This window comes from Caldicellulosiruptor sp. DIB 104C, from assembly GCF_028198085.1.
Lineage (GTDB): Bacteria > Bacillota > Thermoanaerobacteria > Caldicellulosiruptorales > Caldicellulosiruptoraceae > Caldicellulosiruptor > Caldicellulosiruptor saccharolyticus.
Window position 1 is genome coordinate 833,665 of sequence record NZ_CP116337.1, and the last position, 22,091, is coordinate 855,755.

24 protein-coding genes are annotated in these 22,091 nt (G+C 34.0%); 18 read left to right on the top strand and 6 right to left on the bottom strand.

The genetic code is table 11. The annotated features are described in order from the left end of the window. Positions 1-3 precede the first annotated feature (3 nt). The 3 genes from PGC14_RS04045 (at position 4) to PGC14_RS04055 (ending at position 2,115) form a co-directional block, all read left to right on the top strand. Positions 4-474, top strand: a complete 471-nt coding sequence (locus tag PGC14_RS04045; RefSeq protein WP_271629589.1) for a protein-export chaperone SecB — start codon at positions 4-6, stop codon at positions 472-474. Beyond that, on the top strand, positions 455-1,174 hold the full coding sequence (locus PGC14_RS04050) for a hypothetical protein (protein ID WP_271629590.1): 720 nt from the start codon (positions 455-457) through the stop codon (positions 1,172-1,174). The genes PGC14_RS04045 and PGC14_RS04050 overlap by 20 nt, the downstream gene beginning before the upstream one ends. A 347-nt stretch (positions 1,175-1,521) precedes the next feature. After that, a complete protein-coding gene (locus tag PGC14_RS04055) occupies positions 1,522-2,115 on the top strand; it encodes a DUF488 family protein (protein WP_271629591.1) in 594 nt (197 codons plus the stop codon). A 252-nt stretch (positions 2,116-2,367) separates the two neighbouring features. On the opposite strand, the gene PGC14_RS04060 is transcribed toward PGC14_RS04055, so the two are convergent. Next, entirely contained in the window at positions 2,368-3,495 is a 1,128-nt protein-coding gene (locus PGC14_RS04060; RefSeq protein ID WP_271629592.1) for an IS481 family transposase, read from the bottom strand. A gap of 272 nt (positions 3,496-3,767) precedes the next feature. Here PGC14_RS04060 and PGC14_RS04065 point away from each other — a divergent pair, with 272 nt between their 5' ends. Then, positions 3,768-4,277 carry a hypothetical protein gene (locus PGC14_RS04065; RefSeq protein WP_271629593.1) on the top strand — a complete coding sequence of 170 codons (510 nt, stop codon included), beginning with the start codon at positions 3,768-3,770 and terminating at the stop codon, positions 4,275-4,277. Positions 4,278-4,513: 236 nt separating this feature from the next. Here the strand turns inward: PGC14_RS04065 and PGC14_RS04070 are convergent, their stop codons facing one another. Continuing rightward, positions 4,514-6,469 (bottom strand): hypothetical protein, encoded by a 1,956-nt coding sequence (locus PGC14_RS04070; protein WP_271629594.1) that lies wholly within the window; start codon positions 6,467-6,469, stop codon positions 4,514-4,516. Further along, positions 6,466-6,960, bottom strand: coding sequence for an RNA polymerase sigma factor (locus PGC14_RS04075; RefSeq protein WP_271629595.1), 495 nt, complete (start codon positions 6,958-6,960; stop codon positions 6,466-6,468). The genes PGC14_RS04070 and PGC14_RS04075 overlap by 4 nt, the downstream gene beginning before the upstream one ends. Positions 6,961-7,129: 169 nt before the next feature. On the opposite strand from PGC14_RS04075, the gene PGC14_RS04080 reads away from it, so the two are divergent. From PGC14_RS04080 to PGC14_RS04095, 4 genes are all read left to right on the top strand, one after another. Next, positions 7,130-7,528 carry a flagellar protein FlaG gene (locus PGC14_RS04080; protein ID WP_271629596.1) on the top strand — a complete coding sequence of 133 codons (399 nt, stop codon included), beginning with the start codon at positions 7,130-7,132 and terminating at the stop codon, positions 7,526-7,528. 14 nt (positions 7,529-7,542) lie between these two features. Continuing rightward, positions 7,543-9,168 (top strand): flagellar filament capping protein FliD, encoded by a 1,626-nt coding sequence (gene fliD / locus PGC14_RS04085; protein ID WP_271629597.1) that lies wholly within the window; start codon positions 7,543-7,545, stop codon positions 9,166-9,168. A gap of 97 nt (positions 9,169-9,265) precedes the next feature. Then, positions 9,266-9,643: a flagellar export chaperone FliS gene (fliS, locus tag PGC14_RS04090; protein WP_011917220.1), complete on the top strand. Its 378-nt coding sequence runs from the start codon at positions 9,266-9,268 to the stop codon at positions 9,641-9,643. A gap of 14 nt (positions 9,644-9,657) precedes the next feature. After that, on the top strand, positions 9,658-10,122 hold the full coding sequence (locus PGC14_RS04095) for a flagellar protein FlgN (protein ID WP_039766375.1): 465 nt from the start codon (positions 9,658-9,660) through the stop codon (positions 10,120-10,122). Positions 10,123-10,181: 59 nt separating this feature from the next. Here the strand turns inward: PGC14_RS04095 and PGC14_RS04100 are convergent, their stop codons facing one another. From PGC14_RS04100 to thpR, 3 genes are read right to left on the bottom strand one after another with little or no spacing between them, the layout of a single operon-like run. Further along, entirely contained in the window at positions 10,182-10,499 is a 318-nt protein-coding gene (locus PGC14_RS04100; RefSeq protein WP_039766555.1) for a DUF2442 domain-containing protein, read from the bottom strand. Positions 10,500-10,520: 21 nt separating this feature from the next. Further along, positions 10,521-11,696 (bottom strand): MFS transporter, encoded by a 1,176-nt coding sequence (locus PGC14_RS04105; RefSeq protein ID WP_271629598.1) that lies wholly within the window; start codon positions 11,694-11,696, stop codon positions 10,521-10,523. A gap of 44 nt (positions 11,697-11,740) precedes the next feature. Then, entirely contained in the window at positions 11,741-12,295 is a 555-nt protein-coding gene (gene thpR / locus PGC14_RS04110) for an RNA 2',3'-cyclic phosphodiesterase (RefSeq protein ID WP_039766380.1), read from the bottom strand. Between the two features lie 120 nt (positions 12,296-12,415). Between thpR and PGC14_RS04115 the strand changes: the two genes are divergently transcribed. The 10 genes from PGC14_RS04115 to larE all read left to right on the top strand — a co-directional run bounded on the left by PGC14_RS04115 (position 12,416) and on the right by larE (position 22,083). Next, positions 12,416-12,718 carry a hypothetical protein gene (locus tag PGC14_RS04115; protein WP_039766382.1) on the top strand — a complete coding sequence of 101 codons (303 nt, stop codon included), beginning with the start codon at positions 12,416-12,418 and terminating at the stop codon, positions 12,716-12,718. Between the two features lie 17 nt (positions 12,719-12,735). After that, positions 12,736-13,542 (top strand): glutamate 5-kinase, encoded by an 807-nt coding sequence (gene proB / locus PGC14_RS04120; protein WP_271629599.1) that lies wholly within the window; start codon positions 12,736-12,738, stop codon positions 13,540-13,542. An 8-nt stretch (positions 13,543-13,550) separates the two neighbouring features. After that, a complete protein-coding gene (locus PGC14_RS04125) occupies positions 13,551-14,810 on the top strand; it encodes a glutamate-5-semialdehyde dehydrogenase (protein ID WP_271629600.1) in 1,260 nt (419 codons plus the stop codon). Positions 14,811-14,832: 22 nt separating this feature from the next. Next, positions 14,833-15,180, top strand: a complete 348-nt coding sequence (locus PGC14_RS04130) for a nucleotidyltransferase domain-containing protein (RefSeq protein ID WP_271629601.1) — start codon at positions 14,833-14,835, stop codon at positions 15,178-15,180. Between the two features lie 111 nt (positions 15,181-15,291). Then, entirely contained in the window at positions 15,292-17,655 is a 2,364-nt protein-coding gene (locus PGC14_RS04135) for an endonuclease MutS2 (protein ID WP_271629602.1), read from the top strand. A gap of 85 nt (positions 17,656-17,740) precedes the next feature. Beyond that, a complete protein-coding gene (lepB, locus tag PGC14_RS04140; RefSeq protein ID WP_011917232.1) occupies positions 17,741-18,298 on the top strand; it encodes a signal peptidase I in 558 nt (185 codons plus the stop codon). 41 nt (positions 18,299-18,339) lie between these two features. Then, positions 18,340-18,864, top strand: a complete 525-nt coding sequence (locus tag PGC14_RS04145) for a DUF6106 family protein (protein ID WP_271629603.1) — start codon at positions 18,340-18,342, stop codon at positions 18,862-18,864. A 30-nt stretch (positions 18,865-18,894) separates the two neighbouring features. Continuing rightward, on the top strand, positions 18,895-20,361 hold the full coding sequence (gene guaB / locus PGC14_RS04150; RefSeq protein WP_271629604.1) for an IMP dehydrogenase: 1,467 nt from the start codon (positions 18,895-18,897) through the stop codon (positions 20,359-20,361). Positions 20,362-20,380: 19 nt separating this feature from the next. Then, positions 20,381-21,253, top strand: coding sequence for an aldose epimerase (locus PGC14_RS04155; RefSeq protein ID WP_271629605.1), 873 nt, complete (start codon positions 20,381-20,383; stop codon positions 21,251-21,253). 17 nt (positions 21,254-21,270) lie between these two features. Next, on the top strand, positions 21,271-22,083 hold the full coding sequence (larE, locus tag PGC14_RS04160) for an ATP-dependent sacrificial sulfur transferase LarE (RefSeq protein ID WP_271629606.1): 813 nt from the start codon (positions 21,271-21,273) through the stop codon (positions 22,081-22,083). The last annotated feature ends 8 nt before the right edge of the window (positions 22,084-22,091 follow it).

Below are 22,091 nucleotides of genomic sequence, written 5' to 3' on the forward strand. Positions count from 1 at the left end.
TAAATGTTCAATTGGGAAAATATTATTTTTCATCCAATTCAGCTTGTTAAGACTGAACTGATAAAATTAAGAACAGAAAAGCAAAAGGAAATAGAACCATTTAAATTCAGAAATATTCCATTTTTACTTGAGGTAAAAAGTTGGAGTGAAGCTATTGATAATGCAAATGGTAATATGTATGTTGCTTTACGATTAGGAGTAACAGAGGAAAACGAAAAGATATTTGAAATTGAAGCGGTCTACAAAGGCAGCTGTATTAATAATGATGCGTCAATATCGAAAGAAGATTTTCAAAAATTTTTGGAAATTCAAAGTGTAAGATTTTTATGGCCATACTTAAGGGAAGTAGTTTCCGACGTGATGAGCAAAATGGGTTTGATACCTCAACCTTTACCTACAATTGATATTTTAAACACTTTAAAGAAAAATATAAATAGTGGAGAGATAGAAAGGGATGAAAGGTCAGATAAGTAATTTTATTGAATTTGAAAGATATGATATAATTGATACTTCGTTTGATAGGATTGTAGAGCCTATAGTTACTTCTGTAGTTAATAACACTCACCTTCTTCCTTACTTATGTGAATGTATCCTTCATTTCAACAATTATGAAAAATATAGTAGGAAAGAAGGGGATATTACATCATTTGAAAAATGGCAAGAAAGATTGAAAAGTATATTTAAGACTGAGTTTGTTGATGATTTTATTTTGAAATTAAGGAGACTTTATGAAGAAGGTAAAGATGATCATAAAAAGTTGTCACGTTTGAGAGGTAGAGTTTTAGAACTTCTCATTTTTCATTTTGTTTATAAAAGATATAATGCGCCAGGTTACATAGTTTTACAAGGTTGTGGTGTTAAGATAAATGGGAGACTAATTGCAACTGAAGAGAGAAAGACTGTTGATATAGCAGCTTGGAATGGTATGTTTGGTGAGTTTTACGAAACTAAAGTAGGTCCTGACTTGTTTGACGAAAAAGTTATAAAGTATTTGGGTTTATTGGCAGTTGAATTACAGAAAGTGAATCTAAAATCTATTGTGGCTTGTGTTACAATGGCAAGTGTGGAGAGGTTAGAAAGGCAAATGGAAAAATTTAACTGGATAGAAGGCTCAAAGTTTTTAAAGTGTGTTGGACGTGAGAATTTATTAAATATATGTAACTCTTCTTTATAAATAATAAACTTGTTGAATAAAATAAACAAACAAAAAGCAATAAGTAAAAACAGATAAAAAGCCACCCTTTTTGAAGTGAAATTATAGTAAGAACGCAGAAGCACACAACAAGGAGGATGACATTGACTAATCTTATTAAACATACAAAAGAAAAATTTTTTGTTGTGCCAAGTATCTATTGCCAGTGGTTAAATCTAAGGTTGAAATATATGTACAGTTATGGTTGAAAGCTGAAATGTGTTTTTTATTTTATTTTGATAAGTTGGAAAAATCTAATTATGACTTATTGGTTATATAAGAATTGATGCACAAGTTACAATTTTTAGAAAATTATAGGGGGTAATTTTGTGAAGCCAATATATTCCATTCGATATTCATCTATAAAATTTGACGATTTTTTAGAGGTACTTAAAAGTTTCAGAATTTCAATACTTGTAGATATAAGAACAAATCCTTTTTCAAGATTCGTTCCAGAGTATAGAAAAGAGAATTTAAAAAAAGCTTTAAAACAGGCAAATATTGGCTACATTTTTCTTGGGAATCTCCTTGGCGGAAAGTTGGAAAATCCTTCTTTCTATACTCCCGAGGGTTACTGGAATTACAATGTAATAATCCAGTCAATGGAGTTTAAAGAAGGCATAGAGACTTTACTTAACCTTGCAGAAAAAGGAACAATAGCTTTAATGTGCAGTGAATTTGATCCTGCACAATGTCACAGAGCCCTTATAATCGGACGATACTTATTGAGCTTTCACAACATAGCTATCAATCATTTGATGGGGAAATGGGTAAAAGTAGATCAGCGTGCATTAGAAGAGAGTCTTATTTTTGCACATTTTTCTAAAATGGCTAATCAACGTTCATTTTTTAGCAATGAAGAACTTATCAACCAAGCTTATGAGCTGCAGATGAAAAGAATATTTAAGGTTAAGACTAAATAGAGGCTGTTTTGAAGAAAATATATTTTCTGCTTATTGTATTTTCTGAAGTGTTTTAATTTGGCGATTAATTATATAATTTTATTGAAGTTACAGCCATAAAAAATATCAAATTACTTGAATATAAAAGAATAGAATAGGATAGATGTAAGGAATAGTATAGACGTTATTTTCTGGGGTATAATACATATGGATAGAATTTTTATATTGTACTAAGCATAGGTTTTAAAAATTATTATTAAGGCTGGAAAATATTTAATTATGCACTTTTCGATAATATTTAGTAGGTAGGCACTTGGTGGAGACATATTTACCACCGAATTTATTACAGAAAAGAGAATAGAAAGTACCTACCTTTTTCAGAATGTCCTCAAGAAGTAACGTAGGAAACTGAAAAACGTGGGAAGAGACCAGAGATTTCGAATCTATGAACTTTTCAAATGGTGTCCTCCCATTCATTCCTTTACCACTATGAGGTCTGAAGAAATTCCATGTATCCTGCCATCTCTGGGCTCTCTGAAGAAAATCATCTTTTGTTTTACATCTTTCAGCATGAATCATCAAAAAATATTCATCATCTGCTCTATGTGAATTTTCGATTATACCCATCAGGTGTTTTGCTTTTGGTGGAATAGGCTTTAATTCTACTCCCAAAAGTGACAGCATCTCATTCCACTCCTTCAACTTTCTTTCACTTCCTCCGCAAAATTCTTCTCCATTGTCCAATCGGATTTTTATTGGGGTTCTCACATTATGTGTTCTTAGCCACAAAGCAACCAAGGATATAAACATAAAGCCAAAAGCAGATGACAGTTCATAGTAGTAAGCCGTAAATCTTGTTCTTGTTGCAACATCTATCATGTTCCACTCATAACACGGTAAGTTGTATTTTTTAATGTGTTCATATACTTCTTTTGGAAGGCTGTCTTTATCTAAAAGATGCTTTGTATCAAGCTGAAATTCAGAAAAAGGAATAAGAGTCTCGTAGTCATACAAACTTCTTTCTCCTTTTTTTGTCTTTCTTGTTTTTCTCAGTACAGCATTTCTTTTAAGAATTGACTTTATCGTGTTTTCGCTTATTTTAACCCCGTATTTTCTGAACAAGTAAAGCGAAAGACGTCTGTATCTAAATCCTGTTCTTTTAGCCTCTTGGATAATGAGATTTTCAAGTTCAGAAGAAAGTTTTTTAGGGCAAGTTTTAGGTTTTCTTGATTTATCCTCAAGAGGACCGTAAATTGCTCTTCTTATAGTAGCTCTTGATACACTTAATATTTTAGCAGTTTTTGATACGTTTTTGTTATTCGCTTCAAATACTTTTCGAATTAATTCTCTTGCTTTTTCGGGAGATATTTTTCTTATTTCGTGATATGATATAATATTCATAGTAGGCTGCCCTCCCATCCTGGTAGTTTTTGAATGTTTCTTTTGAATGGGAGATTACACTTTTTAATTATATCAAACAGGATGGAGGCAGCCTCAATTCTTTTTATAACCTTCTTCTTAGTATTTTCGCACATTTTTTCGCTGTGGTAAATATCTTTACACCTATTCGAGAATATTTAGTAGGTAACTATTGACTAACGCTTTTCGTTATGCATGTAATTAAATAGCAATAAGTTTCCATACTTGAAGTGGAAGCAAAGCAGGTGATTATAATGAAAAATTATGTTAGCGTTGAATATATAAAAAATAAAATGGAAATTTTGTTTGAAAAAACAGATAGAAAATATTTAAAATTGGTTTCTTTTTTAACTTTATATCTCAAGTCACTTTTATTCATTTTTGAAAATCCGGAAATTGACATTAAAGAAAAAGAGATTTTTGATGAGTGGTTTAAAGAAAAAGGGAAACAATATTTAAATGATTTAATTGAAGTTGTTCAGAAGTATGGAAAGCATGTAGAAAATTTTGATGCTGTTATTGATTATTACATGTTCTATTTAGAAGATGCGATGGAAAATAACGATTCATATGAAATAATTGATTGGTTATATGAAATTTTTAAGAGTGTGAAAAATTGGCTATTGGAAAGAATTAATATGGGTAAAGACTTAGATTTGAATGAGGTTACAAAGTTTGAATTTACTTTTCAAGAAAAGTTGGATAATATAAATGAAAATGTATTTGAAACCTGCGAAATAGACGCAGGTTTTTATTTATATTAAAGTTTTCAAAAAAAAGTAAGTGATGCTTGATGAAAATACTTAACTTGTAAAAAACGTATATGAAAGTGGGGAGAGTAATAATCAAAAATTAACGCGAATGATACAAAAGGATTTTCATCGGGAAAATCCGGCTAAAAAGATGAACGGTAATCTTCTTAAGTCCGAATTGATAAATAGCAATTAAAAAAAGCAGTTTACAGGTAGGCAGTTCTGCCTACCTGCATAATATAAAAGAATCAATAATTTTGCATAACGCTTTTTTCAGCATTATAAATATAAAGTAAATTTGTTTTTTCAAAATTTGTTTCAATTACTAAAGCATGATTTTTCCAATAAAGAGTTCTACAATTAGTGACATCCTTGTTTTTAAATAAATCATTGACATACACCTTTTTATTAGTTTTTAGGTCATAAACAGCGACGAAATTATAAAATTCGTTTTTTGCATTTGCTGATAAATCCAAAGCAATATGGTCGCCAAAATTATCAATGAAGAGATTGACAATTGTTATATCGTACTTATTGTCGATGTGGTCAATTTTATCTACGAATTTTAGTTCTTTAGTTTGAGGTCTGTAAGCAAATAATAATACATATCCCTTATTCATTTCCTGAATTGTAAAGATAAGTAGGTCATGTTTTTGTGAATATGCAAGCGATGAAAGCCTAAAATTGTTTTGTGGCAAAAATGATTTTGGAATCTCATCAAGGGTAAGTAAAGTTTTAGTTTTACCCATGTCTTTTCTTAAAACTAAACTTTTCCCGTTATTAATCGAATAGGACGAAAATACCTCTATCTCTTCTAAAAGTTCCATTTTAATAATTTTGTATTTGCCATCTTTTGGTTCTAAATAAAATCTTGTTCTATTTATACTCCAATATGCATTAGCTGTATCAGAGTAAAATATATCTGCATCCACCGTTTTAAACTTGTCTTTTTGTCCTTCATTTAAAATGTCATACCCTACAACATGTGGATTGCTCCATGTAAGAAATTGAGGAGGATTTTCCATTAAAGTTTTAGCAAAATCATCGTCTCGGCGAACTAATGCTTGGATAAAAATTTCAACTGTTTCTTTTGGGGATAAGCTATTATAATCAGCACTGATTTTAATTATTCTAGAAGGTATTCCTTCAGTATTATATGTTTTTATAGCATATATTTGTTTAGAGTTTTTACTGAAAATCGGATTGTAATAGCTATACATTCCTTCCTCTGAAAAAGTGGTATCGGTCGAGTTTTTAATATATTTTTTAGGTAAATTATTAGTCATGCATTTTTTTGTTTTTAAGTCAAAATCAGCAATCCATATGTTACTTAACACTGCCTTGACTGTTATTTCATTTTCTAATTTGTAGTCAACTGTTGAGGGTTTGACATACACTATATATTTTTTATCAGGTGAAATAGAGGGAAATTTACCTTCGTCAACATAAGTTTCTTTATTTTTCTTAATATCTTTCAAAAATATCTTCCCATTTCTCTCAAATACAATGTAATCATCAACTCCGGAAGGTGAAAAGCCATCTGCTAATTTTGAACTCATTCTTTTTGTTTTTAAATTAATCTTGTATATTCCTGCCTCGACTATATCAAATCCATGTGTTTTTCGGGGTTTTATAACTTCTTTAACAAATACAATGCTGTCATTTGATAAAAATTTTGCATCACTATAATATACATAAGGAGTCTTGTTTGTAAAGATTTCCAATACTTTACCTGTAGAAAGGTCTAAAAGCTTTATATTACCGTTATATGAAATTACCAAAAACTTGCCATCAGGTGAAATGCTAATTGTTTGGGCGTTTTCGCTGGAAATCATTTTTGTACCATTACTGTTGTATCTAAATATTCCCTTACTCTCAATAGAAAAGTAAATAGAACCATTGTATTCACAAATGTCTAAGAAGTTTCCTTCTGCTATATCAATAAAAGACACTTGGTCAGTTACGTATAAATTTTCTGCGCGGGTTTTCTGGAAACTTACCTGGGGTAAATAAAAGAATACCAAGGCAAAAGAGATGGCTATCACAATGGGAAATAAGCTTACTGTGACAAATCTTAAAATTCTGTTACTTTTTTTGTTTTGATTAATTTGAAAGTTATTTTTGAGATTTTCTTTCAATTCAGTATTAACTGGAATTTGATTTCTGAGGTTTTTCAATTGTTTACTCACATAATAATTTATCATATTTTACCACCTTCCGAATATTTTTTGATATGTACCCTCAGCTTTTCAATAATTCTTTTACATTGCATTTTCAATGCTCCCTCACTCTTATTTAGCACAGTGCTAATTTCTTTAAAACTAAGTTGCGAAAAAAATCTTAGGTTAATTAATTCTAATTCTTCCTTATTAAGAGTTTTAAGTGCTTTTTTTAGAGTATTTAATTCTTCTTTTTCAACGAAAATCTCTTCAAGATCATATGAATAAAAGTCTTTATAGCTATCTTCCAAGCAAAAATTTTTCTTTCTTCTGTAGTAATCAGTTATAACATGTTGAAGTGTAACGAACAAATATACTTTTGGCGAACTTTTTATATTGCTAAAATTCTCATATACTCTTTTAAATGCTTCACTTACTATGTCATCTGTATCCCATTTGTTTCCCACTTTGAAGAACACATATCTATAAGCGTTGTCAAAATATCTGTTAAAAAAATTGAGGAATTTTTCATCCAAATACACGTACCTCCTTTATTTCTGTTTCTATTATATAAGACGTAGAAACTGGGCAAAAGTAACAACATTTTTCTCAATTATTTTATAAAGAAATAAGCCAATAATAAACTTTTAGCCTTTCAAAACCGATAATATAATAAGAAAAGACTAAAAAGAGAGGGAAGCGAAAATGGTTGTTGATGGCATTGGAGTCAAAGCCGTTGATATATCGAATACAGTCTCAAGAGTTCAAGACAGCAGAGCAAAACTTGAAAATATCGAAGTTAGCTTGCAGGAAGAAAAGGGTATAAACAAAGAAGAAGTTAATGATAAGCTTGCAGACAAGAACAGCAGAAAAGAGCTTGATGAAGATACACTTATTAAAATGATAAATCAGGCAAACAAAGCATTTGAAGCAAAATACACAAGGCTTGAATTTTCAATACACAAAGAAACACATGAAATAGTTGTAAAGGTATATGACAAAGAAACAAATGAACTTATAAGAGAAATACCTCCAGAGAAGATATTAGATATAATTGCAAAGCTTTGGGAACTTGCAGGAATATTTGTTGATGAGAGAAGATAGGTGGTGATGAAGGAATGAATATAAACTCAACGACCTCCACAAGTTACACAAATCCTTATGATGTATACAAATATTACACAAGAATTGGTGGACTTGCAAGCGGGCTTGATACAGATTCTATAATTCAGGGCTTGATGAGCATTCAAAAAGCAAGGTATAACAAACTGTATCAACAGCAGCAGCTTCTTCAGTGGCAGAGAGAAGATTATATGAATATTGCAAAAGAAATCTCAAGTTTTAGAGATTATATATTTAATCTTAAGCTTTCAAGTAACTTTGTTAAGTTCAAAGCAACAGGTCCGGCAATTGATGGCGGCTATATAAATGTTACTGGAACGGCCAATGCTTTAGAGGGTAATTATGAAATAACAATAAATAGTATCGCAAAACCTTCTACGATGGTGCTTTCAAATATTTCTGCAACTTTTGATAGGCTAAAATCTAATAATATCAGCACACTATATGTCAATATTAGCACTCAAACAGACGCCGATATAAACACCTTCGATTATGTAACAGTAAAACTTTCAACTACTCAACCATCCACCTCTGATTATCTTACTATAGATGTGACAAAATTTTCTGATGCAAATAGTTTTGCAGCAGAGTTAGTATCCAAACTAAATTCTACGGGCACAGTGAGTGCTTATTATGATTCGACATTGGGAAAGCTTCTTGTTACCACAAAACAAACTGGTTTAATAGAACTTAAGTTAGATACTGGTGGAGACCCAAACTTATCAGATCTGACGGTAGATAGTAGGACACAAGGAACTAATGCAGAAGTGTCTATCAACGATTTGGCAAGAAATGTTGCTTATTTAAATTTAAAATATTCCCGAAATTCATTTAATTTTTTAGGAATGGTTATAACGTTGAATAAAGATACGACTGGGGCAACAGTGGGATTTACTGTCTCTAAAGACATTGATGCGATTGTAAATAATGTAAAGGATTTTATAAATAAGTATAATGACCTAGTTAGCAAGATTTACAGCAAAATTACAGAAAAAAGAAATAGAGACTATCCACCTCTCACAGAAGACCAAAAGGCTCAGATGAAAGAAGAGGACATTAAAAAATGGGAAGAGGCAGCAAAAAAGGGACTATTGAATAATGACCCTATATTAAGCAGTTTTCTGAACAATATAAGGTATTACCTCTATAAAGCAGTACCTGGTCTTCCTTCAAGTTTGGATGTTATTACAGAAGCAGGGATTGAAACATTTAGTTACTTTGAGAGCAAAGAAGGGAAGCTTTATATAAGAGACGAAGGCAAACTTAGAGAAGCAATATCTAATAATTTAGATGCATTTGTAAAACTTTTCACTTACACCGACTCAGATCCCGATACACCAATAGAAAATCAAGGAATTTTACAAAGATTTTACAAGCTGGCAAATGATACTTTGAAGAAAATTTATGACACAGCAGGCAAGCCTTACTTTACAAATTATTATGATCCCAACAGCTATATTGGTAAACAATTAAGAAGCATTGCAGATCAAATGAATGCTGAGCAAGAAAGATTAAAACAAATAGAGGATAGATACTACAGACAATTTACTCAGCTTGAACGACTGATTGCTCAAATGAATACACAAAGCTCATGGCTTTCTCAACAATTCAGTGGTAAGTAATGAAGATGACAAGAGTTCGGACAATAGAAGTGTTAAATGAAACATAGAGGAGAAACAAAAACTTCAAGTTTAAAAAATATGAGGGGGAAGAGATTTTATGGATGCTGCAGCAAGATATCAAGAAGAGGTTATAATGACAAAACCACCTGAAGAACTAACTTTAATGCTATATGATGGTTGTATCAGGTTTATTAAAGCTGCAATGCAAGCAATTGATGAAAAAAAGCTTGACAAGGCAAATGAGAACATTATAAAAGCCGAAAATATCATCACAGAGCTTATGTCAACCCTTGATATGCAATATGAGATATCAAAAAATCTTATGAGTTTATATGATTTTATTTACAGATGGCTTATTCAGGCAAATTTAAAGAAGGACAAAAAATATCTACAGGAAGCTCTTGAAATTGTTGAAGAGATGCGAAACACTTGGGCAGAGGCAATTAAGATTGCAAGACAGCAAAAAAATAAATAAAAGGGTTGGGGTTTATGTATGAAAAACTGATTAGTCTTCTTGAAGAAAAGGAAAAGCTTGTTGATAAGTTTTTAGAGCTTACAAATCTTCAACAAGATTATATTTTAAATGACAATTTTGATGAGTTGTCTAAAATTGTTGATATGAAGGCGAAGTTAATTGAAAGGATAAATACCCTCGACGATGAGTTTATAAAGGAGTTTGAGGGGATAAAAAAGGCAAAAAATATCAAAAGCTTTGATGAGATAACTGACATAGACAAAGAGACAGGGATTTTACTCAAAAGTTTGACTTCATCTATTATGGAAAAGCTAAAAGTGATAAAGGACATTGACGAAAAAAATAATATCCTTGTTCGCGCAAAGTTTGATGAGGTAAAAAGGACTATAAAAACATTTAGATACAAAAAAGAGGCTATAAAAGATTATACATCTTATAAACAAATAGACTATCACTCTGGATTTGACAAAAAGGAATAAAAGGGTCCCTTTACTTTAACAAATCAGAACCACCAAAGAAGAGGGACCCTTTTTCTTTGCTATTTAGTATTTTTGTCCTCACTTTGTTTAAACAACCATTCTGGTTCGTCAACATCAGGACAGGTCTGATACAAAACAAGTGGGTCTAAATCAAGACAGGTTGTTTCATCATAGTTGCCGCTCACATCCCATGCAAGCGTACCATTTAAAACTGTGCACCTTTCCATAAAAAACTTTTTGTCTTTAAGTCTTTGAAATTCACCCTTTTCAAGAAGACTTGAAGCATCAAAGAGTTTTATGCTGCCATCATCAAAGTAAATATAAACTTTATAGTCTTCTGTCGGTATAACCTGAACAACCTCAGGATAATATTCCATCATGTTTAAAATCCCCTCCTTTCAAATTTCTATCTTCCTCACAAAATACAAATTCCCCAGCGCAAAGAGAGCTGCAAGTAAGAACACATATTCATACCCAAACTTATTCCACAAAAAGCCAGATAGCATAGGAAGGCTCATAGAAACTGCATGGTCCATGCTTGTACCTGTTGAAAGAGTTGGAGTAAGATCATCAGGATGTTTTATAATTTTCTTTATGTACGTTGACCTTGCCATTGATGTTGCAAACATTAGATTATCAATTATATAGCACGCATATGCCAAGCCCAAAGCCAAGCTTTTTATCTTTATGTTCTCGGTCATAGCATATCCTATGCAGATTAAGAAAATAACAATCGCATCAAATGTCAAAACCTTCTTTTCACCAAGCTTGTCAATAAGCCTGCCTATAATGTTTCTAAATCCAATTCCTAAAATGGAGCAGATTATTCCAACCAGAGCAAAATTTGAAACAGGCTGTCTAAATATTTTAATCAACACCCAAGGAGCAAATGTGATAAAAATCTGCTTTCTTGCACCAAAGAAGATAGAAAGAACGTAGTAGAGCCAGTAATCTTTTTTGATTACAAACTTTAGACCTTTGTGATTTCTTACATTTGGCATTTTGATTGGCATCAAAAATATTGCAGCGAAAACGTACATCATTGCAGCGACAAGATAGGCTATTTTGAATGAAAAATTGAGAAATTTAAACCCTACCATGACAATAAAATAACCAATAACTGTAGCGGCGGTTGAAACAGAGCCAATGAGCCCTAAGGTTTTGCCGTAAGAGTTTTCTTTTGAAAGTTCCATTCCAATGCTTGATGTCAAAACCATGTTAAGGTGTGTGCCTGTGTTGTAAAAAGCTGTCCATAAAATCAAAAGAGCAAAGCTTGGCGCAAAATAGCCAAGTCCAACCAGAGATACAGAGCAAAGAAATGTCGCTATAATGCTTACTCTCAAATCCCCAAGGAAGTATAAAAAGCCTATTAAAAAGATTATCAAAAACCCTGGTGTTTCGCGAGGAAACTCAAGCACACCTCGTGCCACAGGTGAGATTTTAAAAGTTGCTGCAATATAGTTATTGAATATGGTGTCATTAATCCCACCACCAATTCCCATAAATGCATTTGCCAAAATAAAAAGTGAAATAGCTGAGAATGCAAATCTAACGCTACCCTGTGTCTTTTGCATATTAAAATCCTCAGTCCTTTCTAAAAATTTTTTATTAAATTTACTTACTTTAGCTTTATCTCAAAAAGTGGTGTGTAGACTCTTTTTCTGTCAATCTCTTCGCTTAAAAATAAAATAACACTCTCAACAGGAATTAGGTCAAATTTGTAATTTTCAACGTACTGCTTGAACTTGTCAAAAGACTCATCCAAAATAACATCCTGAGCAATTGTTATATGGGGAGTATAGTCTCTTTTTTCTTTTTCAAAACCGATTGAATAAAGAGAGTCTTCCACTATTTGATAAAGATTATTTAACTTATCTAAATCACCATCTGGCTTTAAATATACAACACGCAAAGCGTTTTTGCTTCCTTTGAAATATCCACAAGAGAAAATCTTAAGTGAAAAAGAAGAAAAACCTTCTAAATTCTTTGTTAACACCTCTTTAATCTTCTCAACATGGTCATATTCTATCTCACCTAAGAATTTTAAAGTAAGATGAAAGTTATCGATGTACTTCCACCTTCCCTTTTTACTGATTGATTTTAAATAGCTCTGTGCTTCGACTATTTGCTCTTTTAGCTTTCTTGGGAAATCAATTCCAATGAAGGTTCTCATTTTGGTTTTTCTCCTTTCTTTACATCATTTTTTCAAAAACCTTTGAATGCGCGCATACAATTTGGTAGAATTAAAAAGGAGGAAGGTCTATTTTTAAATTTTAGCAGGGGGAAAGAGGCAATGGAAGCACTTTATAACACAAAGCTTCTATATCCCACAGACAAACCTGTATCGCCAGGAATTATCAATGTAGAGATATACAAACCGCAAAAAGGAAAGCTTCCAATCTATGTAAAAAGCCTTGATGAAAATGACATAAAAAAGTATATACCAAACATTGCCACAATTATCCAAGAAGAACTTCTAAGAAGAATCAATATCGATTTAGTTACACAGACAGATTTTTACATCGTCGAAGAAGATAATAAGTATCATGTATATTTTAACAAATCCCTTGAAGATTTTAAAATAGAAAAAGAATAGGTACTGGGGGCAGGCTAATGAGGAATTTTGCTGATGTCAAGAAGATTGTAGTTAAGGTTGGAACAAGCACTGTTACATATCCAACCGGCAAACTAAATCTTTCGCGACTGGAGAAACTTGCAAGAGTTCTTTCTGACATAAAAAATGAAGGAAGAGACGTTGTGCTTGTCACATCTGGCGCTGTTGCCTCAGGTTTGGGGCGGCTTGGGCTTACAAAAAATCACAAAACAACCCAGGAAAAACAGGCGCTTGCAGCTATTGGTCAGGGAATTTTAATGCAGATTTACGAAAAGCTTTTTGGTGAGTATGGAGTTGTTGTTGCCCAGGTACTCTTGACAAAAGATGTTGTTGATGAAGAAAAAAAGATGCTGAATGTTAAAAACACTTTTGAGCAGCTTTTCAAGTTTGGTGCAATTCCAATTGTAAATGAGAACGACGTTGTTGCCATCGAAGAGCTTGAATTTGGCGACAATGACACGCTCTCTGCCTATGTTGCAACGATAATTGGTGCAGACCTTCTGATAATTCTTTCTGACATAGACGGACTTTACTCATGTGACCCTAGACTGAACAAGGATGCAGAACTTATAAGAGAGGTTTTTGAGATTGACTCATACATAGAGAGCATCGCAGGAGGAGCTGGGTCTTTGAACTCAACTGGTGGTATGCAAACCAAAATTGAGGCAGCAAAGATTGCAATGCAAAATAAAATTCCTATGGTAATTGCAAATGGAGAAAATCCATCAGTTTTGAGAGATATCTTAGCAGGGAAAGATGTTGGTACACTGTTTATTTGCAAAGAAGTATTATCAAAGAGGGAGTGAAGAAGAGGATGAGTGATTTAATTCAGAAGGCACAAAAGGTGAAAGAGGCTTCAAAAAAACTTATGAATCTTTCTGAAAGCCAGAAAAACCTTGCTTTGAGCTGCATATCCAAAAAGATTTTAGATAACATGGAATACATTCTTGTTGAAAACCAAAAAGATATGGAAAATGCACAAAACAAAGGTATAAAGGGTGCGCTTTTAGACAGGCTAAAACTAACAGAAGATAGAATAAGACAGATTTGCAAAGGGATAGAAGATGTTATAAAGCTTCCAGACCCAGTTGGCGAGGTTATTTCTATGTGGAAGCGCCCAAACGGGCTTATTATTGGACAAAAAAGAGTACCAATTGGGGCAATTGGTATAATCTATGAGGCACGTCCAAATGTGACAGTTGATGCAGCTGTGCTGTGTTTAAAAGCAGGAAATAGCGTGCTTTTGCGAGGCGGCTCAGAAGCTATAAATTCTAATATCGCACTTGTCAAGACAATGAAAGAGGGATTGATTGAAGCAGGGATTGATGAAGGTAGCATAGAGATTGTAGAAGATACATCAAGAGAGACAGCAGTTGCAATGATGAAGCTAAATGAGTATTTAGACCTTTTGATTCCGCGCGGAGGAGCAAATTTGATAAAGACAGTTGTTCAAAATGCAACTGTGCCTGTAATTGAAACAGGTGTTGGCAACTGCCATGTGTTTGTCGATGAAAGCGCTGATTTTGAGATGGCAAAAAGAATTGTAGTTAACGCAAAAACACAGCGGCCCGGTGTTTGCAATGCAGCTGAAAAGCTTTTAGTTCACAAAAATATAGCAGAGAGCTTTTTGCCAATGATTGTAAAAGAACTGATGGCAAAAGGTGTTGAAATAAGAGGTTGCAGTAAGACAGTTGAAATCTGCAAGCAAAACGGTATAGAAGTAAAAGAGGCAACTGAAGATGACTGGTACACAGAGTATTTGGATTTGATAATAGGTGTAAAGGTTGTTGATAGCATTGATGCGGCAATAGAACACATAAATAAGTACGGTTCGAAACACTCAGAGGCAATTGTTACAAGAGATTATTTCAATGCCCAAAAGTTTTTGGACTATGTTGATGCAGCAGCTTGCTATGTAAACGCCTCAACAAGATTCACAGACGGATTTGAATTTGGCTTTGGCGCAGAGATTGGAATCTCTACTCAAAAGCTTCACGCAAGAGGTCCTATGGGACTAAAAGAGCTCACAACTATAAAATACATTATCTATGGAAGCGGGCAGGTAAGAGAATAGAAGAAATTGGAGTTGATTTGTTATGAGTGATATCAAACTGGAAAATTACGAAGATATTATTAATAAAGTGGTTGAAGAGTTAAAAGAATTATATGGTGATAAACTAAAAAAAATAGTCCTCTATGGTTCATATGCTAAAGGAACTCAAAATGAAGAATCTGATATTGATATAGCGGTATTAGTTGATGAGGACGAGCAAGCGTTAAAAGACTATGAAAATAAGTTGGATGAAATAATAAGTGAAATTGGATATAGAAGCTTTAAATTAATTTCTATAGTAGACATCAGTTATCAGAGATATATGCAATATAAAGAAATCTTACCTTACTATAAAAATATAGAGAACGAAGGGATTGTATTGTATGGATGAGTATATTCAATAAGGGGCTGTTTTCATGAAATATGAAGACAGCCCGCTTTTGTTTTGTGGTATAATTAAAACTTGAGAACTTAAATTTCATATAAGAAGGGGTTTTGAAAGTTGAACCAAAAGACACTCAAAGCTTTGGAGTATGACAAGATAGTTGAGATTTTAAAAAACATGGCAAAGTCAACTCCAGCAAAGGAATATTTTGAAAACCTTATTCCATCAACCAATGTTGCAGATATAGAAAATGAACTTAATAAGGTTGATGAAGGCTACAGGTACGTTCTAAAGTATGGAAATCCACCAACTTTGGAGTTTGAAAATATACTGCCAAGCCTTAAGAAATCAAAGCTTGGGGCAACTTTAAATCCACAAGAGATTTTGCAAATTGGAAAAGTGTTGAAACTTTCTTATGAGATGCGAACTTATCTTTCTTACACACAAGACTTTAGTTTTCTTGAAAGTATGAAAAAAAGACTTGTAAATTTAAAAGAAGTAATCTCAAGAATTGACCAGACATTTTTAACAGCAGATGAAATCTTAGATACTGCATCACCAAGATTAAAGGAAATAAGAGATAGGATTAGAAAACTTGAGAGTAGAATAAGAGATGAACTAAATAGCATGATTCGCGACCCAAAGATCCAAAGGTTTTTACAAGAGCCAATTATAACAATCAGAGGCGAAAAGCTCTTACTTCCTGTTAAAGCAGAGTTTAGAAATGAAGTGAAAGGAATTGTCCATGACCAGTCAGCAACAGGTGCAACTTTATTTGTTGAGCCTTTTGTTTGCGTTGAGATATCAAATCAAATCAGAATCTTGAAAAGCCAAGAAAAAGAGGAAATAGAGAGAATTTTGCAAGAGATATCCTCTTTGATAGCAAGCTGCAGTGATGAAATTGAAACATCTTTTTATGCACTTGTTGAGCTTGACATAGTATTTACGAAAGCTATTTGGGCAAAAGAAATGAACGCAAGCAAACCAATAATAACTACAGATGGCATTATAAATCTCAAAAAAGCTCGGCATCCATTAATACAAAAAGACAAGGTTGTTCCTATTGATATTCATTTAGGCAAAGACTTCGACGTTCTTATAATAACAGGCCCAAACACAGGTGGAAAGACTGTAACACTAAAGACGGTTGGGCTTTTTTGTCTTCTTTGCCAAAGTGGAATATTCATCCCGGCAGATGAAGGCTCCCAGCTTTGCATATTTCAAAAGATTTTTGCTGATATTGGAGATGATCAAAGTATAGTCCAGAGTCTTTCCACATTTTCAGCACATATGAAAAACATCATTGAAATAACAAAAAATGCAGATGATAAAACTCTTGTGCTATTAGATGAGATTGGAGCAGGTACAGACCCCGAAGAAGGTGCGGCTTTGGCGAAGGCAATCTTGAAATATCTTTCTGAGAAGGGCAGCAAGGTGATAGCTACAACACACTATGGTGAGCTAAAAATATTTGCTCAGCAAGAAGATCGGTTTGAAAACGCTTCTTGTGAGTTTGATGCAAAAACCCTAAAGCCCACATACAGGCTTTTGATAGGAATTCCAGGAAGGAGCAATGCGCTTGTAATTTCATCCAATCTTGGGCTTGACAAAGGTATTGTTGAGATGGCAAGAGGGTATTTGTCTCAAAAGACAATTGATCTTGACAGAATAATAAACGAAATGGAACAAAAGAGAAAAGAAGCTGAGGAAAACCTTGAACTTGCTCAGAAATTGAAGCTTGAAGCACAAGCTTTAAAGGCAGCGTATGAAGAGGAAAAGAAAAGGTTTGAGACTGAAAGAGAGAGAATTCGCAAAAAGGCCATAAATGAGGCAAAAGAGATTGTAGAAAGAGCACAGTATGAAATAGAAAATCTTTTTAAAGACCTTCGAAAACTTGCTGAAAACTTAAAAGAAAAAGAAGTTTTAAAGAAGTTAGAAGAGAAAAAGAGAGAATATGAAAGGTTGATTCAAAGCATATCGCAGCAGGAAAAACAAGAAGCTGAGTCCAAAACCAAAAAAACACTGCAAAATATTCGCTTAGGTCAAAAGGTGTATGTCAGAAGCTTTGATGCTGTGGGGTTTGTCGAGAGCCTGCCCGACTCAAAAGGAAATTTGACTGTTCAGATAGGAATTATGAAGCTAAATGTCAATATCTCTGATATTGAAGAAGTGGAAGAGGGAGAAAAAAAAGTTTATCAAACGACCTCAAAAAATGTCAAGCTCAGAGAAAAAAGCGTTGATTTATCTATTGATGTCAGGGGAAAGACCAGTGACGATGCAATTTTGGATGTAGATAAGTATTTAGATGATGCATATACAAGCGGCCTGAGACAGGTGACAATAATTCATGGAAAAGGGACAGGGGTTTTGCGCCAGGCAATCAGGAACTTTTTAAAACGCCATCCGCTTGTAAAGTCTTTCAGAGACGGAACATACGGTGAGGGTGAGCAAGGGGTTACCATTGTTGAGCTGAGAGACTAACTTCTAATTATTGACTTGATAAATAAATTCATTTAAACTTATATTTAAGCCTTTAATTCTATTTTTTGCAAAGAAGGAGACGGTCATGAAAATGGAAGAGCAAACATTAAAACTACAAAACAAGGTACTCAAAGAAGTTATTGAATGGATTTTGTGGATAGGCGGAGCAGTTTTAGTTGCCCTTATTTTAAGAACATATGTCTTTTCGCTTGTAATTGTTCCCACAGGGTCGATGCTAAACACAATTCAACTCAATGACAGGTTGTTTGTGTACAAGCTTGGATACGCTCTGCATATCCAAGATGTAAAACGAGGCGATATTGTTGTGTTCAAGTATCCTGACGACAGAAAAACACTGTATGTCAAAAGGGTAATTGGACTTCCGGGCGATACAATAGAGATAAAAGATGGTGTTTTGTACATCAACGGAAAAGTGTACAAGGAAAACTATCTAAAAGAGCCAATGGTAGGGAGCTTTGGACCGTATAAAGTGCCACCTGGGCATTATTTCATGATGGGTGATAACAGGAACGACTCACACGACAGCCGATTCTGGGAACACAAGTATGTTCCCCGTGATGATATTATTGGCAAGGTTGAATTTAGAATATGGCCTCTTTCCAGAATAGGGATTGTAAAATAGAACTAAAAGTAAAATTTGAGGCGGAGGGTTGATATTTAAATATGAATGATGTGTTTCACGAACAGCTGATAGTCAGAAGAAAGACCTCAAGCGAAAAGGCAAAACAGGTTTTGATAATCATAGGTGGGATACTTTTAGGACTTGCTACCTTTTTCATTCCAATTCTAAACACCTTAGGCCCAGTTCTTTTGGTCTTGGCAATCTGGGGAGCAGTTTATCTTTCAAAAAACTACAATATTGAGTTTGAATATGCTGTAACAAACTACTATCTTGACATAGACAAGATTATTGCCCAGAGGAAACGAAGCAGAGTTGTATCCTTAGATATTCGAAAGATTGACTATTTCATATCCTCAAAAGATACCAGTATGTACAACGCTCAAAAGAATGACAAAAGCATTGTACAGTCGTTTGATTGCACATCTAACAGAGGCGAAGAAAATGTCTATGCTATAATTACAAACGTCGATGGCAAAAAGACGCGCATCTTGTTTGAACCAAATGAAGAGATTGTCGAGGCAATTAAGAGATTTTTGCAGAAAAAGCCTTACCAGGTTTACAGGTAACAAAACTTTTCTAAAAGGAGACTGAGAAAAATGGGTTTTAAAGACAAAGTGATAAAAGAGGCACTGACTTTTGATGATGTGTTGCTTGTGCCACAGTACAGTGAAGTGCTGCCAAAAGATGTTGACGTTTCTACTTATCTAACAAGAACAATAAAACTTAATATTCCTCTTATGTCTGCCGGAATGGACACTGTTACAGAATCGCGTATGGCAATTGCAATTGCCAGAGAGGGCGGTATTGGTGTTATACACAAGAACATGACAATTGAAGAGCAGGCAAGCGAGGTTGACAAGGTCAAAAGGTCCGAGCACGGGGTTATAGTTGATCCGTTTTACCTGTCACCAGAAAATAAGATCTATGAAGCTATGGAACTGATGGCAAAATACCGCATCTCAGGCGTTCCAATTACAGTTAATGGAAAGCTTGTTGGAATTATAACAAACAGAGATATCCGGTTTGAAACTGACTATTCAAAGCCTATAAAAGAGGTTATGACATCAAGCAATCTCATCACAGCAAAAGAAGGAATTACCTTAGAAGAAGCAAAAGAGATTATGAAAAAACACAAGATTGAAAAGCTTCCAATCGTCGATGATGAGGGTAACTTGAAAGGATTAATTACAATAAAAGATATTGAAAAAGCTGTAAAATATCCAAATGCAGCAAAAGACAGCAGAGGAAGGCTTTTGTGTGCTGCAGCAGTTGGTGTGTCAAAGGACACAGAACAAAGAGTTGAAGCACTTGTAAAAGCTCAGGTTGACGTAATAGTTGTTGACACAGCTCATGGACATTCAAAAGGTGTTATCGAGACAGTCAAGAAGATTAAAGCAAAATATCCAAATCTTCAGGTTGTGGCTGGTAATATTGCAACAGCAGAGGCTGCGCATGACCTTATCAAAGCAGGGGCTGACTGCATAAAAGTTGGAATTGGTCCCGGGTCAATCTGTACAACAAGAGTGGTAGCTGGAATTGGTGTTCCGCAAATAACAGCTATCATGGACTGTGCAGATGTTGCAAAAGAATATGGGATTCCTGTTATTGCAGATGGCGGTATAAGATATTCAGGTGATATTACCAAGGCTTTGGCGGCTGGTGCAGATGTTGTAATGATAGGAAGCCTATTTGCTGGCTGTGAAGAAAGCCCTGGCGAGTGTGAGATTTATCAAGGCCGAAGGTTTAAGGTTTACCGTGGCATGGGCTCACTTTCTGCAATGAAAGCAGGAAGCAAAGATAGATACTTCCAAGAAGATGCTTCAAAGCTTGTACCAGAAGGTGTTGAAGGAAGAGTGCCATATAAAGGGCCGTTAGAGGATACAGTGTTCCAGCTTGTTGGTGGTCTTAAGGCAGGAATGGGTTACTGTGGTGCGAGGACTATCAAAGAACTTCAGGAGAAGGCAAAGTTTGTGAAAATTACACAAGCAGGTGTGAGAGAAAGCCATCCGCACGATATTTATATTACAAAAGAGGCACCAAATTATTCACTGCATGTTGAGTAGAAAAAGGGAGGAAGAAAGCTTGGATTTTGTAGAAAGCTATGCAGAAAACAGTATGGAATTTATTAAGGTATACTCAAAGACAAAAAAATCATATTTTACAGTTGCACCCGAACGGGGTGCAATTGTTGTTTTACTAAATTTAAGTGGCAAGGACATACTTTATCTTAACAAAGAGACACTGTTTGACAAAACAAAGAATATCCGAGGCGGAATTCCTATTCTATTTCCTATATGTGGAAGGGTTGTGGACGGCAAAATTACATTCAAAGGTCAAGAATATCCAATGAAGAATCACGGGTTTGCACGAGATACTGCTTGGGAAGTTGTAGGTTATATAGATGAGCTTTCTCTAAATGGGGTAGTATTAAAGCTTTCAAGTAGTGGCTTCACAAAAACATTTTATCCATATGACTTTGAACTTTTCATCAAGTACACAATAAACGATGAAATTTTTGGAGTTGAGATGATTGTAAAGAACAACGACAGAGAAGAGTTGCCATTTTATGCAGGGTTTCATCCATATTTTCTGTGTAACAAGGATGAGTTTACCCTTAAGCTTGACTGCGAGAAATGTTTTGATGATGTTGAGAAGAAATTTGTTGACCTTGAAAATTTCAAAGAACTTGACTTTTCAAAACCTGAGATCAACCTTGATTTTTTTGATGTTGGAAGCGAAAGCATTGAGTTTACTCTTGACAAGGACAAAAGGCTTTTGCTTGTAAAAGACAAAAGCTTTAAAAACATTGTAGTGTGGTCTTTAAGAGACTACGACTTTGTTTGCATAGAACCATGGATGGGAGAGCACGAAGGATATCTTCAAAACAAGTACTATTACTTAAAACCAAATGATATTTTTAAAGCAGCATTTGCAATTGTATTGAATAAAGAATAAAAAGGAAGGTTTAAATAATGGTTGATTCAAAGCTTACTTATGAGAAACTTGAGAAACTAAAAGACCTTTTGCAATCATACAAGAGCGTACTTGTTGCGTTTTCAGGGGGAGTTGATTCTACATTTTTGTTAAAAGTATGCCGTGATGTTTTGGGTGAAAATTGCGTTGCTGTTTTTTCAAGCTCTGCCTTAAGTCCCAAAAGAGAAAAACAAGAAGCAGAAAAACTTGCTGGTTCTATAGGAGCAAAACTAATTGTACTTGAGAGGGATATATTTGATAATGAGGATTTTTTAAAAAATGACATGTTCAGGTGCTATTATTGTAAAAAGGACTTGATAAAAAAACTGAAAGAGTTAAAAGAAGATCTGAAGATAAACCAAATAGTTGAAGGCTCAAACATAGATGACTTAAAAGATTTTCGGCCCGGAAGAAAAGCCTTAGAAGAAGAGAACATAAAAAGTCCTTTATTGGAGGTTGGATTTACCAAGGATGAGATAAGGTTTTTGTCAAAAGAATTTGGTCTTCCTACTTTTGATAAGCCATCAATGGCGTGTTTAGTTACCCGTATACCCTATGGTAGCCAAGTGACCTTGCAAAAACTTGAGATGATTGAAAAGGCAGAAGAAGTTTTGCTTGAAAAAGGCTTCAAACAAGTAAGAGTTAGGCACCATGGCGATATTGCCAGAATTGAAGTTGATTTTGAGGAGCTTCCAAGATTTTTTGATTTAGAGCTGATAAAAGATATTTCAAACAAAATCAAAGATCTTGGATTTAAGTTTGTCACACTTGACCTGTCTGGTTATAGGATGGGAAGTATGAACCAGAAATAAAAAGATTA

What these genes read in the sequence shown, in the direction of transcription:
- PGC14_RS04045 (WP_271629589.1), top strand. Translation starts at nt 4, where the DNA reads ATGTTCAATTGGGAAAATATTATTTTTCATCCAATTCAGCTTGTTAAG.
- PGC14_RS04050 (WP_271629590.1), top strand. Translation starts at nt 455, where the DNA reads ATGAAAGGTCAGATAAGTAATTTTATTGAATTTGAAAGATATGATATA.
- PGC14_RS04060 (WP_271629592.1), bottom strand. Translation starts at nt 3,495, where the DNA reads ATGAATATTATATCATATCACGAAATAAGAAAAATATCTCCCGAAAAA.
- PGC14_RS04065 (WP_271629593.1), top strand. Translation starts at nt 3,768, where the DNA reads ATGAAAAATTATGTTAGCGTTGAATATATAAAAAATAAAATGGAAATT.
- PGC14_RS04070 (WP_271629594.1), bottom strand. Translation starts at nt 6,469, where the DNA reads ATGATAAATTATTATGTGAGTAAACAATTGAAAAACCTCAGAAATCAA.
- PGC14_RS04080 (WP_271629596.1), top strand. Translation starts at nt 7,130, where the DNA reads ATGGTTGTTGATGGCATTGGAGTCAAAGCCGTTGATATATCGAATACA.
- fliD (WP_271629597.1), top strand. Translation starts at nt 7,543, where the DNA reads ATGAATATAAACTCAACGACCTCCACAAGTTACACAAATCCTTATGAT.
- fliS (WP_011917220.1), top strand. Translation starts at nt 9,266, where the DNA reads ATGGATGCTGCAGCAAGATATCAAGAAGAGGTTATAATGACAAAACCA.
- PGC14_RS04095 (WP_039766375.1), top strand. Translation starts at nt 9,658, where the DNA reads ATGTATGAAAAACTGATTAGTCTTCTTGAAGAAAAGGAAAAGCTTGTT.
- PGC14_RS04100 (WP_039766555.1), bottom strand. Translation starts at nt 10,499, where the DNA reads ATGGAATATTATCCTGAGGTTGTTCAGGTTATACCGACAGAAGACTAT.
- PGC14_RS04105 (WP_271629598.1), bottom strand. Translation starts at nt 11,696, where the DNA reads ATGCAAAAGACACAGGGTAGCGTTAGATTTGCATTCTCAGCTATTTCA.
- thpR (WP_039766380.1), bottom strand. Translation starts at nt 12,295, where the DNA reads ATGAGAACCTTCATTGGAATTGATTTCCCAAGAAAGCTAAAAGAGCAA.
- PGC14_RS04115 (WP_039766382.1), top strand. Translation starts at nt 12,416, where the DNA reads ATGGAAGCACTTTATAACACAAAGCTTCTATATCCCACAGACAAACCT.
- proB (WP_271629599.1), top strand. Translation starts at nt 12,736, where the DNA reads ATGAGGAATTTTGCTGATGTCAAGAAGATTGTAGTTAAGGTTGGAACA.
- PGC14_RS04125 (WP_271629600.1), top strand. Translation starts at nt 13,551, where the DNA reads ATGAGTGATTTAATTCAGAAGGCACAAAAGGTGAAAGAGGCTTCAAAA.
- PGC14_RS04130 (WP_271629601.1), top strand. Translation starts at nt 14,833, where the DNA reads ATGAGTGATATCAAACTGGAAAATTACGAAGATATTATTAATAAAGTG.
- lepB (WP_011917232.1), top strand. Translation starts at nt 17,741, where the DNA reads ATGAAAATGGAAGAGCAAACATTAAAACTACAAAACAAGGTACTCAAA.
- PGC14_RS04145 (WP_271629603.1), top strand. Translation starts at nt 18,340, where the DNA reads ATGAATGATGTGTTTCACGAACAGCTGATAGTCAGAAGAAAGACCTCA.
- guaB (WP_271629604.1), top strand. Translation starts at nt 18,895, where the DNA reads ATGGGTTTTAAAGACAAAGTGATAAAAGAGGCACTGACTTTTGATGAT.
- larE (WP_271629606.1), top strand. Translation starts at nt 21,271, where the DNA reads ATGGTTGATTCAAAGCTTACTTATGAGAAACTTGAGAAACTAAAAGAC.